20 protein-coding genes, 1 pseudogene and 1 riboswitch are annotated in these 15790 nt (G+C 72.2%); of the genes and pseudogenes, 3 read left to right on the forward strand and 18 right to left on the reverse strand.

Features of this window, described 5'->3' with window-relative positions:
- Together AB0F10_RS21765 and AB0F10_RS21770 are read left to right on the forward strand one after the other, a co-directional pair.
- Positions 1 to 555: pseudogene (locus AB0F10_RS21765) on the forward strand (hypothetical protein); the annotation flags it as partial.
- 121 nt (positions 556 to 676) lie between these two features.
- Positions 677 to 1117 carry a ribonuclease domain-containing protein gene (locus AB0F10_RS21770; RefSeq protein ID WP_360627789.1) on the forward strand — a complete coding sequence of 147 codons (441 nt, stop codon included), beginning with the start codon at positions 677 to 679 and terminating at the stop codon, positions 1115 to 1117.
- Here AB0F10_RS21770 and thiC read toward each other — a convergent pair.
- The 9 genes from thiC to AB0F10_RS21815 all read right to left on the reverse strand — a co-directional run bounded on the left by thiC (position 1105) and on the right by AB0F10_RS21815 (position 9279).
- Entirely contained in the window at positions 1105 to 2700 is a 1596-nt protein-coding gene (thiC, locus tag AB0F10_RS21775) for a phosphomethylpyrimidine synthase ThiC (RefSeq protein WP_360627792.1), read from the reverse strand. The two genes, AB0F10_RS21770 and thiC, sit on opposite strands and share 13 nt — an antisense overlap.
- A 72-nt stretch (positions 2701 to 2772) precedes the next feature.
- On the reverse strand, positions 2773 to 3531 hold the full coding sequence (gene thiD, locus AB0F10_RS21780) for a bifunctional hydroxymethylpyrimidine kinase/phosphomethylpyrimidine kinase (protein WP_360627795.1): 759 nt from the start codon (positions 3529 to 3531) through the stop codon (positions 2773 to 2775).
- Positions 3528 to 4097, reverse strand: a complete 570-nt coding sequence (locus tag AB0F10_RS21785; protein ID WP_360627798.1) for a thiamine phosphate synthase — start codon at positions 4095 to 4097, stop codon at positions 3528 to 3530. The genes thiD and AB0F10_RS21785 overlap by 4 nt, the downstream gene beginning before the upstream one ends.
- Positions 4091 to 4831, reverse strand: coding sequence for a thiazole synthase (locus AB0F10_RS21790; RefSeq protein WP_360627801.1), 741 nt, complete (start codon positions 4829 to 4831; stop codon positions 4091 to 4093). The genes AB0F10_RS21785 and AB0F10_RS21790 overlap by 7 nt, the downstream gene beginning before the upstream one ends.
- A gap of 1 nt (position 4832) precedes the next feature.
- Positions 4833 to 5030, reverse strand: a complete 198-nt coding sequence (gene thiS, locus AB0F10_RS21795; RefSeq protein ID WP_360627804.1) for a sulfur carrier protein ThiS — start codon at positions 5028 to 5030, stop codon at positions 4833 to 4835.
- Positions 5027 to 6070, reverse strand: a complete 1044-nt coding sequence (gene thiO, locus AB0F10_RS21800) for a glycine oxidase ThiO (protein ID WP_360627807.1) — start codon at positions 6068 to 6070, stop codon at positions 5027 to 5029. The genes thiS and thiO overlap by 4 nt, the downstream gene beginning before the upstream one ends.
- The gene (gene thiE / locus AB0F10_RS21805; protein ID WP_360627810.1) at positions 6067 to 6684 is read right to left on the reverse strand and encodes a thiamine phosphate synthase; all 618 of its coding nucleotides are present in this window, start codon (positions 6682 to 6684) and stop codon (positions 6067 to 6069) included. Before thiE ends, thiO begins: the two co-directional genes overlap by 4 nt.
- Positions 6685 to 6704: 20 nt before the next feature.
- Positions 6705 to 6816, reverse strand: a riboswitch (TPP riboswitch).
- A gap of 161 nt (positions 6817 to 6977) precedes the next feature.
- Entirely contained in the window at positions 6978 to 8633 is a 1656-nt protein-coding gene (locus AB0F10_RS21810; RefSeq protein ID WP_360627813.1) for an ATP-binding cassette domain-containing protein, read from the reverse strand.
- Between the two features lie 31 nt (positions 8634 to 8664).
- Positions 8665 to 9279: a methyltransferase gene (locus tag AB0F10_RS21815; protein ID WP_360627816.1), complete on the reverse strand. Its 615-nt coding sequence runs from the start codon at positions 9277 to 9279 to the stop codon at positions 8665 to 8667.
- Between the two features lie 105 nt (positions 9280 to 9384).
- Here AB0F10_RS21815 and AB0F10_RS21820 point away from each other — a divergent pair, with 105 nt between their 5' ends.
- Entirely contained in the window at positions 9385 to 10320 is a 936-nt protein-coding gene (locus tag AB0F10_RS21820) for a hypothetical protein (RefSeq protein WP_360627819.1), read from the forward strand.
- Between the two features lie 10 nt (positions 10321 to 10330).
- On the opposite strand, the gene truA is transcribed toward AB0F10_RS21820, so the two are convergent.
- The 9 genes from truA to AB0F10_RS21865 form a co-directional block, all read right to left on the reverse strand.
- Positions 10331 to 11146, reverse strand: a complete 816-nt coding sequence (gene truA, locus AB0F10_RS21825; protein WP_360627822.1) for a tRNA pseudouridine(38-40) synthase TruA — start codon at positions 11144 to 11146, stop codon at positions 10331 to 10333.
- Between the two features lie 100 nt (positions 11147 to 11246).
- Positions 11247 to 11780, reverse strand: a complete 534-nt coding sequence (gene rplQ / locus AB0F10_RS21830; RefSeq protein ID WP_360627825.1) for a 50S ribosomal protein L17 — start codon at positions 11778 to 11780, stop codon at positions 11247 to 11249.
- A gap of 45 nt (positions 11781 to 11825) precedes the next feature.
- On the reverse strand, positions 11826 to 12848 hold the full coding sequence (locus AB0F10_RS21835) for a DNA-directed RNA polymerase subunit alpha (protein ID WP_130510652.1): 1023 nt from the start codon (positions 12846 to 12848) through the stop codon (positions 11826 to 11828).
- Positions 12849 to 12948: 100 nt separating this feature from the next.
- A complete protein-coding gene (rpsD, locus tag AB0F10_RS21840) occupies positions 12949 to 13575 on the reverse strand; it encodes a 30S ribosomal protein S4 (RefSeq protein ID WP_360627828.1) in 627 nt (208 codons plus the stop codon).
- A gap of 15 nt (positions 13576 to 13590) precedes the next feature.
- On the reverse strand, positions 13591 to 13998 hold the full coding sequence (rpsK, locus tag AB0F10_RS21845) for a 30S ribosomal protein S11 (protein WP_015619020.1): 408 nt from the start codon (positions 13996 to 13998) through the stop codon (positions 13591 to 13593).
- 17 nt (positions 13999 to 14015) lie between these two features.
- Positions 14016 to 14396 (reverse strand): 30S ribosomal protein S13, encoded by a 381-nt coding sequence (gene rpsM, locus AB0F10_RS21850; RefSeq protein ID WP_203776578.1) that lies wholly within the window; start codon positions 14394 to 14396, stop codon positions 14016 to 14018.
- A 172-nt stretch (positions 14397 to 14568) separates the two neighbouring features.
- Positions 14569 to 14682, reverse strand: coding sequence for a 50S ribosomal protein L36 (gene rpmJ, locus AB0F10_RS21855; protein WP_023358216.1), 114 nt, complete (start codon positions 14680 to 14682; stop codon positions 14569 to 14571).
- 50 nt (positions 14683 to 14732) lie between these two features.
- The gene (infA, locus tag AB0F10_RS21860; RefSeq protein WP_007073013.1) at positions 14733 to 14954 is read right to left on the reverse strand and encodes a translation initiation factor IF-1; all 222 of its coding nucleotides are present in this window, start codon (positions 14952 to 14954) and stop codon (positions 14733 to 14735) included.
- A gap of 240 nt (positions 14955 to 15194) precedes the next feature.
- Positions 15195 to 15764 (reverse strand): DUF1707 domain-containing protein, encoded by a 570-nt coding sequence (locus AB0F10_RS21865; RefSeq protein ID WP_360627831.1) that lies wholly within the window; start codon positions 15762 to 15764, stop codon positions 15195 to 15197.
- Positions 15765 to 15790 lie beyond the last annotated feature (26 nt).

Genomic DNA, 15790 nt, shown 5'->3' on the forward strand with positions numbered 1-15790 from the left:
CCCGGCGGGGCGCCCACCGCCCGGCTCGGCGGACCGCCGGCGGGCCGCAAGCAGGAGAAGCCGCGCCGCCGGGGACGGCGGTCGAACGTCGCCGACGCCTTCACCGGCGCCCGCCCGCAGACCGGCGGCGGCGCGGTCGGCGACTTCGACGCGTTCACCCCGGACGAGCAGCACGCGCCCGGCCAGCACCGGTCGTCGGAGGCACCGTGGTCGCCGGCCACGGATCCGCAGCCGTACGTGCCCGAGCCGGCGACCCGCCCGCTGCCGCCCGAGGCGCTGGAGAACCCCCGGCAGCCCCGCCCCACGGGCGGCCGGCTCGGGCGCGGTCTGCGCCCGTTCGCCCGGGGCCGGACCGCCGAGCCGCTGACCCCGGAGCCGACGGCGATCAGCGCGCCGCTGCCGCAGCCGGATCCGATCAGCGCGCCGCTGGCGGTCACCCCGGCCCCGCGGCAGAAGCCGGTCGTGGCGCAGCCCGCCGACGTGGTGCCGGACGGCAAGCCCCCGCACCGCAAGGACAAGGACTACGTCGACTGGGTCAGTGGCCTGGGCGAATAGCCGGCAACGCATAGTCGAACACCGATGGAATGACGTGTCGGGGATGTACCGCGGGCCCGCCCGCGGACTGACGATGTAGCTACGGCCCGGCGTAACGGGCCCTGACGCATCGGAGTCCGCCATGACCCCTGACGCACCCCACCCGTCCCTGCTCCGCCGCCTGCTGTCGACGATCGCGATCGCCTTCGCGCTCGCCACCGCCGGCCTGATCGCCCCCGCCGTGGTCGCGCCGGCCCATACCGCGGCCGCCGAGGCGGCGGTCTACTCGACCTGCACGCTGTCGCGCTGCTCGGCCGCCCGCACGGCGCGGACCGGCTGGAGCTCGCTGGGCTGGCCGACCAGCAGCGGCTGGTACAGCTGGCCGTACGGGCAGTACAACTACACCGGCGGCACGTTCCAGAACCGCGAGCGGCAGTTGCCGCTCAACGCCACCTACAGCGAGTACGACGTCTATCCCCGGGCCCGTGGCGCGGCGCGGGACGCGTACCGGATCGTGGTGAACCGGTCCACAAGGGAGACCTGGTTCACCCCCGACCACTATGTGAACTTCTACAAGCTCTGAGTCGTCGACGTGACCGGGAGGTACACGCGACCTCCCGCGTTCACGAACTCGTCGCTCTTGGCCTTCATGCCCTGTGCCGCGTACTCCTTGAGCTCCTGACTGATCTTCATCGAGCAGAACTTGGGCCCGCACATCGAGCAGAAGTGCGCGGTCTTGGCGGGCGCCGCCGGCAGCGTGGCGTCGTGGTAGGCCCGCGCGGTGTCCGGGTCGAGCGCCAGGTTGAACTGGTCCTCCCAGCGGAACTCGAACCGGGCCTTGGAGAGCGCGTTGTCCCAGTCCTGCGCGCCCGGGTGGCCCTTGGCCAGGTCGGCGGCGTGCGCGGCGATCTTGTACGCGATCACCCCCGCCTTGACGTCGTCCCGGTCCGGCAGCCCGAGGTGCTCCTTGGGCGTGACGTAGCAGAGCATCGCGGTGCCGAACATGCCGATCATCGCGGCGCCGATCGCCGACGTGATGTGGTCGTACGCGGGCGCGATGTCCGTCGTCAGCGGACCGAGCGTGTAGAACGGCGCGCCGGAGCACAGCTCCTGCTGCAGATCAACATTCTCCTTGATCTTGTGCATGGGCACGTGGCCCGGCCCCTCGATCATGACCTGCACGCCGTGTTCCCAGGCGATGTGGGTGAGCTCCCCCAGGGTCCGCAGCTCCGCGAACTGCGCCTCGTCGTTGGCGTCCGCGATCGAACCCGGCCGCAGGCCGTCGCCGAGCGAGAAGGTGACGTCGTAGCGGGCCAGGATCTCGCAGAGCTCGGCGAAGTTCGTGTAGAGGAAGTTCTCGGTGTGGTGCGCGAGGCACCAGGCCGCCATGATCGAGCCGCCGCGCGACACGATCCCGGTCACCCGGTCCACCGCCAGCGGCACGTACGGCAGCAGCACCCCGGCGTGCACGGTCATGTAGTCGACGCCCTGCTCGGCCTGCTCGATCACGGTCTCCCGGAAGATCTCCCAGGTCAGCTTGACCGGGTCGCCGTCGACCTTTTCGAGGGCCTGGTAGATCGGCACCGTCCCGATCGGCACGGCCGAGTTGCGGACGATCGACTCCCGCGTCTCGTGGATCCGCTTGCCGGTCGACAGGTCCATCACGGTGTCGGCGCCCCACTTGGTCGCCCAGGTGAGCTTGTCGACCTCCTCGGCGATCGAGGAGGTGACCGCGGACGTGCCGATGTTGGCGTTGACCTTCACCAGGAACCGGGCGCCGATGATCATCGGCTCGATCTCCGGGTGGTTGATGTTGGCCGGCAGCACGGCCCGGCCGGCCGCGATCTCCTCGCGGACCACCTCGGGCTCGACGCCCTCGCGGATCGCGACGAACTCCATCTCGGCGGTGACGATCCCGGCCCGCGCGTACGCGAGCTGGGTGGGCCGTTCCCCCGCCAGCGGCGTGCCGGCGCCGGCGACCGGCGCGACGTCGCCGCGCTCGGCGATCCAGGCTCCGCGCAGCGGCGGCAGCCCGACGGCGGGATCGCTGCCCGGCCCGGACGTGTCGTACAGCCGCACCGGCGGGTTGTCGCCGGCAAGTTCGACCTCCGCGAACGGCACCCGCAGGTCCGGCCGGGATCCCTCGACGTACACCTTGCGCCTCATGTTTCCTCCCCAATCGTGACAAACAGGGTGTCGGTCGACCGCACGGGATCGCGCGAGCGCCGGATCGACCCCTCAGACGAAGTGGTGCAGCGGACCCGGCCCCCGGCCGAGCTTCCAGTCGCGGCCGCCGGTGAGCGCCCGGGCGACGTACTTCTTGGCGAAGTGCACCGCGGCGACGACGTCGTCGCCGAGGGCCAGCCGGGCCGCGATCGCGGACGAGAACGTGCAGCCCGAGCCGTGATTGTTGGCGGTCGGCACGGGCTCGCCGAACAGCACGACCGTGCGCCCGTCGTGGTGCAGCACGTCGACCGCCAGTTCGCTGCCGGTCACCACCACGGCATCCGGCCCGCGGGCCGCAAGCTCCGCGGCCGCCTCGGCCATCTCCTCGGCCGTGCCCACCTCCCGGCCGAGCAGCGCGCCGGCCTCGTGCCGGTTCGGCGTCAGGACCCGGGCGTACGCGACCAGCGGCTCGACGGCCGCAACCCCGGCGAGCCGGCTGCCGCTGGTGGCCACGAGCACCGGGTCCACCACGAGTCCCGGCAGCTCGGCGGCGCGGCCGGCGAGCAGGGCGGCGACGGCCGGGTCCCCGATCATGCCGACCTTCACGGCCGCGACGGTGAAGTCCTCGAGCACCGCGTCGAGCTGCGCGGCGACCACGTCGGCGGGCACGGGGTGGATCGCGGTGACACCGAGCGTGTGCTGCGCGGTGACCGCGGTGAGCACCGAGACGCCGTAGACGCCGAGCGCCGCGAAGGTCTTCAGGTCGGCCTGGATTCCCGCGCCCGCACCGGAATCCGAGCCGGCGATGGTCAGCACCACGGTCGGCGTCATGCTCGAACCTCCGTCGCCGCGGCGAGTTCCCGGGTGACCGACTCCGGATCGGCCGCCCGCATCACGGCACCGAGCACCGCCACCCCGGCCGCCCCCGCCGAGCGGCACTCGGCGACCCGGGCGGGCGAGTCGATCCCGCCGAGCGCCAGCCACGGCACGTCGCCGGCGAGCTCCGCGGCCCGCGCCGGGCCCAGGGCCGGGCCGTATCCGGGCTTGGTGGCCGTGGGGTAGACGGGCGAAAGTGTCACGTAGTCCTCGGTGGACAGTCGCGGCGCGCCGTGGCAGGAACGACCGACGATCCCGGCGTCCGGCGGCACGGGATCGGTCCGCGACAGGTGCACGGCGTCGCCGCCCAGCGGATCCGGCCCGGCCACCACGAGCCGCCCCGGCGGCACCACGGCCCGCAGTTCCGCCGCGAGCGCGTATCTCTCGGCGTACCCGAGATCCCTCTCGCGGAGCACGACCCACGCCGCGCCGCCGCGGACCGCGGCCGCGACCACCTCGACGAGCGGCCGCGCCGGGAGCCGGCGATCGGTGAGCACGACGACGCCGGACGGGATCACCACGCCGGGCGCCCCTCGTCCGAAGTGGACGCGAGCGCGTGATAGCGCCGCGGAATCCGCCCGGCGCCGAACGCCAGCCGCCCGGCCTCGACCGCGTGCCGCATCGCGGCGGCCATCCGCGCCGGATCCTCGGCCCGGGTGACGGCGCTCGCGACCAGCACCGCGTCGCAGCCCAGCTCCATCGCCAGCGCGGCGTCCGAGGCGGTACCGATGCCCGCGTCCAGGATCACCGGCACGTCGACGCTGTCCCGGATGAGCCGGATGTGGTGCGGGTTGGAGATGCCCAGCCCGGAACCGATCGGTGCGCCCGCCGGCATCACCGCCGCGCACCCGACGTCGGCGAGCCGCCGGGCCAGGATCGGGTCGTCGCTGGTGTAGGGCAGCACCTGAAACCCGTCCGCCACCAGCGTTTCCGCCGCCCGCAGCAGCTCGACCCCGTCCGGCAGCAGGGTGCGCTCGTCGCCGATGACCTCGAGCTTCACCAGGTCGGTCTCGAAGGCCTCCCGGGCCAGGTGCGCGGCCTTCACCGCGTCGGCGGCGGTGTAGCAGCCGGCGGTGTTGGGCAGGATCCGCATGCCGAGCCGGTCGAGCATCGGCAGCAGCCCGGGCCCGGCGGCGTCGACCCGGCGCAGCGCGACGGTCACCATCTCGGTGCCCGAGGCGACGACGGCGGCCTCGAGCGCGGCCAGGCTCTCCACGCCGCCGGTACCCATGATCAGGCGGGATTCGCCGAACACGTCAGCCCCCCTGCGCCGCGGTGAGCACCTCGACGCGGTCGCCGTCGCGCAGCGGCGCGCCGGGCCACGCGGAGCGCGGCACGACCTCGCCGTTGACCGCGACCGCGACACCCCGTCGCGCCTCGGTCAGCTGCGCGACCAGCGCCGCGACGTCGGCGACCTCGACGTCGCGCTCGGCCCCGTTGACGATGATCCTCATGCGAACCTCCCCGGCGCGAACGCGTCCAGCATCGGATCGGCCTTCCCGGTCGCCACCAGCTCGGCGATCAGGTCGGCGGTGACGGGCGCGAGCAGCACCCCGTTGCGGTGATGCCCGGCGGCGACGATCGGGCCGCCCGCGTGCACGCCGAGCAGCGGCGCGTTGTCGGGGGTCGCCGGCCGGTGCCGCACCACGGTCTCGGTCAGCTCGCACTCGCCCAGCTCGGGCACCAGGTCGGTGGCGGCCCGCAGCAGCTCGAGCACCTGCCCGGCGGTGACCGTGCTGTCGCGGCGCTCCTCCTGGGTGGCGCCGACGATGACCTCGCCGTCCGCGCGCGGCACCAGGTAGACGTGCCGCCCGTCGGCCCACCCGCTGACCACGTGCCGCAGCAGGCCGGGCTCGCCCCGCAGCCGCAGCACGAGCCCCTTCACCGGCCGCACCGGCAGCCCGGTCAGCGCGGCGGTCCCGAATCCGGCCGCGACCACCACCGGCACGCCGGCCGGCAGGACGTCCACCCGGCGCCGGACCACGGCTCGCCCCAGGACCGCGCGCAGCGCGGCGACCACCCGGCGCGGATCGACCTGACGATCGTCGGGCGCGTGCGCGCCGCCCCGCAGCCGCGGCGAGAGCGCCGGCTCCAGGTCGCGCAGCGCGCTGGGCCCGAGCGGGCTGACCCCCAACCCCAGATTCCGCCGGTACGCCCAGAGCCGCTGAGCCTCGGCGAGGTCGTCCGCGCCGAGCGCGACGGTCAACGTGCCCGTACGGTCGTAGCCGACGTCGATCCCGGAGCCCCGGCCCAGCTCGGCGGCGAATCCGGGCCATCGCCCCGCGGACTCGACCAGGAGTTCGGTGAGCGCCTCCTGCCCGAAGCCGGCCTCTCCGGCCGGCGCCAGCATCCCCGCGGCGGCGTACCATGCCCCGTCGTCGTCGTCGCCGCCGTCGTCGTGGACGGTCACGGCCAGGCCGCGCTGCGCGCACCGCCAGGCGATCGAGAGCCCGATGATGCCGCCACCGACGACCACCACCTCGGTCGCGCTCATCCGAGCGCCTCGAGCAGTTCCCCGGTGGCCCGCCCGGGATCCGCGGCGTTCGCGACCGCGCCGACGACGGCCACCGCGGCGGCTCCCGCGGCGATCAACTCGCCCGCGTTCGCGGCCGTGACCCCGCCGATGGCGACGATCGGGGTGTCCGGGACGGCGGCGGCGACCGCGCCGATGACGGCCGGGCCCAGCGGATCCGGCAGCCCGGTCTTGGTCGTGGTCGCGAAGGCCGGCCCCACGCCCAGGTACGACGCGCCGGCCCGCCGGGCCGCGCGGGCGGCGGCCGCGTCACGGCAGGTGGCACCGAGCACGCCGGCGGGACCGAGGATCCGGCGGGCCGCCGCGACCGGAAGGTCGGCGGCGCCGACGTGCCCGCCGTCCGCCCCGACCGCCAGCGCGACGTGCAGGCGGTCGTTGACCAGGCACAACACGCCGTCCGGCCGGCACAGCTCCAGCACGGCGTCGGCCAGGTCGTAGGCGTCCCGGTCGCTGACGTCGTCCTCGACGCGGACCTGGATCGCCAGCCGCCCGCTCGCACCTAGGCTGCGCGCCGCGGCGACCGCGGCGGCGACGACGGCCAGCGGCTCCCGCCCGTGACGGGCGTCCGTGATCACATGAAGATGCGGGAAAGCGGGGCCCACAACACGCTCCTCCCTGCGCCGGCATGACCCGGATCAGGTTCGACGGTCGGGGGCCGCGACAGCCCCCCTCTCAGCCCGGTGCACCGGACTCCCGTGGGGTTGGTTCCGCGGAGACCGTAACCCCGCACCCCGCCGCCCGTAAACCCCCCTCGTCACTCCACAGTGGGTGGCCGTACCACCCCGGAGAGCGCACAGGCTGGCCTTTCGGCCCCGAAACCGCCCGCCTCATCCACCCATGATCAACATGGTGACGGGCGTCACCGCGGTCAGCGGACGTCCCAGACCGGTTCCGGGGTCTCCACGACCTCGCCGTCGCCCTGGAAGAGCACGAACCTGTCGAAACCCCGGGTGAACCAGCGGTCATGGGTCACCGCGATCACCGTGCCCTCGAACGCCTGCAGGCCCTCCTCGAGCGCCTCCGCCGAGGCCAGGTCCAGGTTGTCCGTCGGCTCGTCCAGCAGCAGCACGGTCGCGCCGGAGAGCTCGAGCAGCAGCACCAGGAACCGGGCCTGCTGGCCGCCCGAGAGGGTGCCGAAGACCTGGTCGCCCTGCGCCGCGAGTTCGTAGCGGTTGAGCGCCTTCATCGCGCCCGCCCGGTCCATGCCGCTGCGGTGGTCGTCGCCGCGCCAGAGGATCTCCACCAGGGTGCGTTTCAGCAGCTCCGGGCGGTCGTGCGTCTGCGAGAAGTGGCCGGGCCGCACCCGCGCGCCGAGCCGGGCCACGCCGTTGTGCGCCACGTGGGCCAGCGGCGCGCCGTCGACCGGCTTGTTGTCCACATCGGGCGAGGTGCCGCCGGCCGCGAGCAGCCGCAGGAAGTGGCTCTTGCCGGTGCCGTTGGCGCCGAGCACCGCGACCCGGTCCCCATACCAGATCTCCAGGTCGAACGGGAACGTCAGGTTCTCCAGCTCGAGGCCGGTGCACACCACCGCCCGTTTGCCCGTACGCCCGCCGCGCAGGTTCATCCGCAGCGACTGCTCCTTGGGCGGCACCGGCGGCGGGCCGGCCTCCTCGAACTTGCGCAGGCGGGTCTGCGCCGCCTGATAACGCGACGCCAGCCCGTCGTTGTATGCGGCCTTGTTCTTCAGGGTGAAGACAAGCTCGCGCAGCTTCTCGTGCTCCTCTTCCCAGCGCCGGCGCAGCTCGAGCAGGCGCTCGTGACGGCCTGCGCGCGCCTCGTGCCAGGAGGCGAAACCGCCCGGATGCGTCCACGCGCCGCCGCCCTCGACGGCGACGACCCGGCCCGCGGTCTGCGCCAGCAGCTCCCGATCGTGCGAAACGTAGAGCACCGACTTCGGCGAGTCCCGCAGCCGGGCCTCCAGCCAGCGCTTGCCGGGCACGTCGAGAAAGTTGTCCGGCTCGTCGAGCAGCAGCACCTCGTCGCCGCCGCGCAGCAGCAGGTCGAGGGCGAAACGCTTCTGCTGACCGCCGGAGAGTGTCCGCACCGGACGGTGGCGGACCTCGTCCCACGGCTTGCCGAGAATGCCGACGGCGACGACGTCGAAGAGCACCTCCGCGTCGTAGCCACCGGCCTCGCCCCAGCCGGCGATCGCATTCGCGTACGCGATCTGGGCCTTTTCCGCGTCGGGATGGGCGTCGAGCGCGGCCTGCGCGGCGGCGAGCACCGCGCCGGCCGCCCGCAGCGGCGGCGCGGCCAGCGACAGGGCCAGGTCCTCGAGGGTGCGGTCATCGCCGATCATGCCGATGAACTGCCGCATCACCCCGAGCCCGCCGGTGCGCGCGATGGTGCCGACGGGCGTGGGCGTGTCCCCGGCGACCATCCGCAGCAGCGTGGTCTTGCCGGCGCCGTTCGGCCCGACCAGCGCCACCTTCGCGCCCTCGCCGACCCGGAACGACACGTCGGAGAAGAGCTCGCGGCCATCCGGCAGCACGAATCCGACGCCTGAGACATCTACGTAACCCACGCGAGCATCCTCCCCGACAACGAGCGGCAGGTCAGTCGGTTTTCCGGGTCACCCGCAGCACCCGGAACCCGCGCTGGCTCGCCGTACGCGTCACGTCCCAGCCGAGCGAGGTCAGCCAGGTGTGCAGCGAATCACCGCCGAGGTTCCGGTTGATCACGAGCCAGCCGACGCCGCCGGGCTTCAGCCGGGGCAGCCAGCGCTCCAGCAGGGCGCGCAGCTCGGCCTTGCCCACGTGGGTCGGCGGGTTGCTCCAGATCTCGTCGAACGCCACGTCCCCGGGGACGTCGTCGGGCGCCGCGACGTGCACCCGGCCGGCGAGGCCGAGCGCGGCGGCGTTCTCCACCGTGAGGTCGCGGGCCCGGGCGTTGACGTCGATCGCCCACACGGTCGCCGCCGGCGCCTCGGTCGCGAGCACGCACGCGATCGGGCCGTAGCCGCATCCGAGGTCGAGGAAGGTGCCGCCGGCGGCGGCCGTCGGCAGGCCGGCCTTGCGCAGCAGCACGGCGGTGCCGGGGTCGAGACGCCCGGCGGAGAACACCCCGGCCGCGACCACGAGGTCATAGGCGCGCCCGGCGGCGGTGAACTCGATGCGGCTCCGTTTCCCGGGCGCGGCGGGTTCGGCGCTGAAGTAATGATCGGCGGTCACAACGCCCATCCTCCCCCACCGCCGGGACGCAACGACGCGAGGCCACCGGGGGTGCCGCACAGTCTGTGCGTTCATCGATCACGGTGCGCTCCTACCGTGACCTGCATGCCTGGCGAACCGCACACCCGCTCCGCACACCGCGCGAAGCCGGAGGGCGGCCTCGCGGTGCTGACGCGCCAGGCGCTGGCCGGACCGGCCCTCGCCCGGCAGGCGCTCGCCCGGCAGGGCCTGACCCGACAGGCCCCGCCGCAACACCGCCAGGCCCGCGCCGCGAGGCCCGCCGCCAGGGCGCACGCCGCCCCGACGCAGCGGTCGCGGCGCGGGCCCTGGCGGCGCGCCACGGGCCGGCCGCAGGAGGCGCAGCGGGCGCTGCAGACGCTGATGAGCGGGCTGGGCGCCGCGATCATCGTGTCGATCGTCGGGCTGAGCGCGTTCTTCATCATCGCCGACGAGCGGCACGGGTTCGACGACTCCGCGGCCCCGCCGGCGGTCTCGGCGGCGGCGATCGGCTCGCGCGAGCTGGACGCCAGGCCGCTGAGCCAGGGCGAGGTGTTCCCGCAGCAGGAGATCCGGCTGGTGTCGGGCGCGGCGCCCTACCGGGTCACGATGACCCACATCGACACCGACTGCCCCGTCGCCACCATCGGCGAGCTGGGCGCCCTGCTCCGCGAGCACGGCTGCAGCCAGGTGGTCCGGGCCGGCCTCACCGCGCCGTTCGGCGGCTATCAGGTCACCGCGGGCGTCTTCAACCTCGCCGAGGAGTCCGGGGCGGCGCTGGTCGCGGACGAGACCGGCCCGCTGGTCGAGAACGGCCGGGGCAGCTTCGCCGCCATGGGCGGGCTCGCGAGCGATCCGCTCGCGGAGCCGATGGCCCAGGTCGGCTGGCACCCCCGCGGCCACTTCCTGCTCTACTGCGTGATCGCCCGCCCGGACGGCCGGCTCGTCGCCGACGACGACCCGTACGCGGAACGGATCACCGCCGACCTGATCGGGCGGTACCTGGACGAGACGATCATCGGAAACCGGGCCGGGCAGCCCTGAGGCACCCCGCTCAGGCGCGCAGACGCCGGGTGGCCTCGGCCCGGTCCGCGTAGTCCGACTCGTCCGGATAGCCGACCGCGATCAGCGTCAGCCCGTGCGCGGGCGCCACGGTGACCTCGCTCGACCGTTCCCGCAGCGTCAGCAGCCGCGCCGGCCAGGACGCGTCCCGCCGCCCGTCGCCCACGGTCAGCATGGCCCCGACCAGGCTGCGCACCATGGCCTGGCAGAACGCGTCGGCCTGCACGGTGGCGACCGCGACCCCGTCGTCCTCGCGCCGCCAGTCGAGCCGGGTGATGGCCCGCACGGTGGTGGCGTGCTCCTTGCGCTTGCAGAACGCGGCGAAGTCGTGCAGCCCGACGAGCCCGGCCGCGGCCTCCCGCAGCCGGTCGAGGTCCAGCGGCCGCACCCACCAGAGGGTGTCGTAGCGGCGCAGCGGCTCGGGCCCGGAAACGGTGTCGGCGACCCGGTACTCGTAGCGCCGGAAGGTGGCGGAGAACCGGGCGTCGAAGGTGGACGGCACGGGCGTCACGGCACGCACCCGGGCATCCGGCGGCATGAGCGCGGCCAGCCGCCGCAGCAGCGAACCCTCCAGGGTCGACCAGGCGGCCGCCGGCAGCTCGATGTGGCAGACCTGTCCGGTCGCGTGCACCCCGGCGTCGGTGCGCCCGGCCACGGTCAGGCCCAGCGGGACGTCCGGGCCGACGAGCCGCTCGAGCGCCTCGACGAGCACCCCGGCGACGGTGCGCCGGCTCGGCTGCACGGCCCAGCCCGAGAACTCCCGGCCGTCGTAGGAGACGTCCAGGCGCAGTCGCGTCGTTTCGTCCATGTCGACCTTTCACCCGCAAAGTTCGTGGACAAGGTAGCCGTACAAAAGGAAGACCCGGCACCCCCACCAGGGGTGCCGGGCCTCACAACCTTGCGAAGGATCAGGCCTTGGCGTCGGTGTCGTCGCCCTCGGCCTGGTCGCCCTTGTCACCGGCGACGTCGGACTCGGTCGAGTTGGCGGGGGTCTCGTCCTCGCGGGCGAGCGCCTCGACCTTGTCCTGCTGCGCGGCGGCCTTGCGGGCAGCCTTCTTGGCCGGCGCCGTGGTGGCCGCGACCTGCAGCTCCTCGACCAGCTCGATGACGGCCATCGGAGCGGCGTCACCCTTGCGCGGGCCGGTCTTGGTGATCCGGGTGTAGCCACCCGGCCGGTTGCCGTACCGCGGCGCGATCTGCTCGAACAGGGCGTACACGACGTCCTTGTCCTTGACCACGGTCAGCACCCGGCGGCGGGAGTGCAGGTCACCGCGCTTGGCCTTGGTGATCAGCTGCTCCGCCAGGGGGCGCAGGCGCTTGGCCTTGGTCTCGGTGGTCTTGATCTTCCCGTGCCGGAAGAGCTCCGTGGCCAGGTTGGCCAGCAGCAGCTTCTCGTGCGCCGGGCTGCCGCCGAGGCGGGGACCCTTGGTGGGCGTGGGCATTTGTTGCTCCTTCGAGGAATTTACCTTGCAGTGCGGCGGAGCCGCCTACAGCTGCTCGGTCTCGCGGTAGTCGTCGGTGTCGTAGTCCACGTCGCCGAACGAGTCGACCACGTGCGCCGGGTCGAAGGACGGTGCACTGTCCTTCAGGCCCAGGCCCATTCCGGCGAGCTTCATCTTGACCTCGTCGATCGACTTCTGACCGAAATTCCTTATATCCAGAAGGTCGGCCTCCGTCCGCCCGATCAGCTCACCGACGGTGTTGATGCCCTCGCGCTTGAGGCAGTTGTAAGACCGGACGGTGAGGTCCAGTTCCTCGATCGGCAGGGCCAGGTCGGCGGCCAGCTGAGCGTCCTGCGGGGACGGCCCGATGTCGATGCCCTCGGCGGTCTCGTCCAGCTCGCGGCAGAGGCCGAACAGCTCGACGAGGGTCGAGCCGGCCGACGCCAGCGCGGTGCGGGGCGAGATCGACGCCTTCGACTCGACGTCGATGATCAAGCGGTCGAAGTCGGTGCGCTGCTCGACACGGGTCGCCTCGACGCGGTAGGTCACCTTCATGACCGGCGAGTAGATCGAGTCGACCGGGATGCGGCCGATCTCGGCACCGGCGTTCTTGTTCTGCGCGGCCGTGACGTAGCCACGACCCCGCTCGACGGTGAGCTCCATGTCGAGCCGGCCCTTGCTGTTGAGCGTGGCCAGCTTCAGGTCGGGGTTGTGCACGGAGACGCCGGCCGGGGGCTGGATGTCACCGGCGGTGACGTCGCCCGGGCCCTGCTTGCGCAGGTACATGCTGACGGGCTCGTCGTGCTCGGAGCTAACGGTCAGCTCCTTGACGTTCATGACGAGCTCGACCACGTCCTCCTTGACACCGGGGATGGTGGTGAACTCGTGCAGCACGCCGTCGATCTTGATGCTGGTGACCGCCGCGCCCGGGATGGACGACAGCAGGGTCCGGCGCAGCGAGTTGCCGAGGGTGTAGCCGAAGCCCGGCTCCAGGGGCTCGATGGTGAACCGGGAGCGGGTCTCGCTGAGCGACTCTTCCGAGAGGCTCGGGCGCTGGCTGATGAGCACGCGATTCTTCTTTCGTTCGGGGCGTCCGCTATATGACGCCCGTCCTGTGGTGGTGCGGTTCCGGCGTCCTCCCGCGCGGGGGGACGCCGGAACCTGAGCGCTACTTGGAGTAGAGCTCCACGATCAACTGCTCCTGGACCTGCGTGTCGATGACCTGCCGGGCCGGAAGCGAGTGGATCAGGATCTTCATCTCGCTCGGGATCGGCTCCAGCCACGCCGGAACGCCGCGGGAACCCGACTGCGCCTGCGCGACGACGAACGGCGTCATCTCGCGGGACTTCTCCCGGACCTGGACGATGTCGTGGTCCTTCACCCGGTAGGACGGGATGTCGACCTTGACGCCGTTGACCAGCATGTGGCCGTGCTTGACCAGCTGACGGGCCATGTCGCGGGACGCGGCGTAGCCGGCCCGGTAGACCACGTTGTCGAGACGCGACTCGAGGATCTGCAGCAGCACCTCACCGGTCTTGCCGGGCTTGGTGACAGCCTCCTCGTAGTAACCGCGGAACTGCTTCTCGAGCACGCCGTAGGTGCGGCGGGCCTTCTGCTTCTCGCGGTGCTGGAGGAGGTACTCGGTCTCCTTGGTCCGGCCGCGACCGTGCTGCCCGGGCGGGAACGGCCGGGACTCGAACGGGCACTTCGGGCCATCGCACTTGCTGCCCTTGAGGAACAGCTTCATCTTCTCGCGGCGGCAGCGCTTGCAGTCCGCCCCTGTGTAACGAGCCATGCTTCGATCTCTCCCTTAGACCCGGCGACGCTTAGGCGGACGGCAACCGTTGTGCGGCTGGGGCGTGACGTCGGAGATCTGGCCGACCTCGAGGCCTGCGGCCTGCAGCGAACGGATGGCGGTCTCCCGGCCGGAACCGGGGCCCTTGACGAACACGTCGACCTTGCGCATGCCGTGCTCCATGGCCCGGCGTGCGGCAGCCTCGGCGGCCAGCTGCGCGGCGAACGGAGTCGACTTGCGGGAGCCCTTGAAGCCCACCTGGCCGGAAGAGGCCCAGGAGATCACAGCACCGGTCGGGTCGGTGATCGACACGATGGTGTTGTTGAACGTGCTCTTGATGTGCGCCTGCCCGTGGGCGACGTTCTTGCGTTCCTTGCGCCGGACCTTCTTGACTGGGGCCCCAGCGCGTGCCTTCGGTGGCATAAGTCAGTGCGCTCCTATTACTTCCGACCGGGCTTCTTCTTGCCAGCGACCGTGCGCTTCGGACCCTTGCGGGTACGAGCGTTGGTCCGCGTCCGCTGTCCGCGGACGGGGAGACCCCGGCGGTGGCGGATGCCGGCGTAGCAGCCGATCTCAACCTTGCGGCGGATGTCGGCGGCGACCTCGCGGCGCAGGTCGCCCTCAACCTTGAAATTGGCCTCGATGTAGTCGCGGAGCTGGACCAGCTCCTCGTCCGTGAGGTCCTTGGCGCGCTTGTTCAGGTCAATGCCGGTCGAGGTGAGCGCCTCAACGGCGCGGGTCCGACCGACCCCGAAGATGTAAGTGAGCGCGATCTCCATCCGCTTCTCGCGGGGAAGATCGACGCCGACGAGTCGAGCCATAAGTGGGCGTACTCCTCAGGTGTCTCACGGAGGTCTGTGCCCGACCCACCCCGCCTGCCCGGGCGGGCCCCGGCCTCCGACCGGGGGTGAAACCGCGACTCATCGACGTGTCGACTCCGCGGCTGGGACGAGCTTGTTCTAGGAACGGATCTGTTGCAGCGTGAGCTGAGAATCAGCCCTGGCGCTGCTTGTGGCGCGGGTCGTCACAGATGACCATGACCCGGCCGTGCCGACGGATAACCCGGCACTTGTTGCAGATCCGCTTGACGCTCGGCTTGACCTTCACGGTTGTGCCTTAACTCTCGTCAGACGGGACTGGTTAAGCCCCCGCGACCCTTACTTGTAACGGTAGACAATTCGCCCACGGGTGAGGTCGTACGGCGAAAGCTCGACGACGACTCGGTCCTCGGGGAGGATGCGGATGTAGTGCTGCCGCATCTTGCCGCTGATATGAGCCAGCACCTTGTGACCATTCGCAAGCTCCACACGGAACATGGCGTTCGGCAGGGGCTCGATCACTCGGCCTTCGATCTCGATGGCTCCGTCTTTCTTTGGCATGTCCTCCGCTACCTGACATCGGGTTCTGGGGCAGGCTCGCAACGCTCATTCCGGGCCGAGGGATCGACCCGGGACCAGCCGCGGCTCTCCCGCCACCGAAGCGCTGGTGGACATGGAAGAGTGGACGCTGCGCGCCAGCTAGCCAGTGTACGCGCGCCCGAGCATCGACACCAAACCGAGGTCCCCGTAACCCGGGGTCGGGTGTGTCGACGAGGCACAGAACCGGACGAGACGGCAAATTTACCCCGTCTTTTTGTCCCTCTTCGCCTCGGACAGGGGTACTTCGCCCGGGGAAGCGGTCTCGGCCTCGATGGCTCTGCGCTCCCGCTTCAGCTGCTTCGCCTGCTCCTTGCGGGCCTGCTTCTCGGCCTGCTTGCGCGGCTCGCCGTTGACGAGCCCCGCCACCGTGACGAAGACGAGCACGGCGCCCCACGGCCCGGCCACCCAGACCGGCCAGAAGTAGATCAACTCGGCCGAGGCGACGCACGAGATGAGCCAGATCATCGACGTGATCCCCACGGTCGACACCCAGCCGCTCCACACCATGAGCATCCAGCGCCGGGTCAGCTCGGCGTTCGTGCCGGGCACGACCGGCCCGGCGGCCGGAACCGCGACGGCCCCGGGAACCGCGGCCGACGGCAGGTCGTCGAGCAGCGGCCGCAGGTCACCGTAGGTCTTGGCCGCATAGGTCTGCTGCAGCCGCTCGTCGTATTCGTGCAGGTCCAGCCGGCCCTCGTCGAGGGCGGCCCTCAGCTGATCGGCGACGGCCTGCCGGTCGGCGTCGGCCGCTCGCATCTCGTCGCGCCCCATGCCTCCAGCATGCCAGGCGCGGTCGA

The sequence above is a fragment of the Actinoplanes sp. NPDC026623 genome (assembly GCF_040638275.1).
Classification (GTDB): Bacteria; Actinomycetota; Actinomycetes; order Mycobacteriales; family Micromonosporaceae; genus Actinoplanes.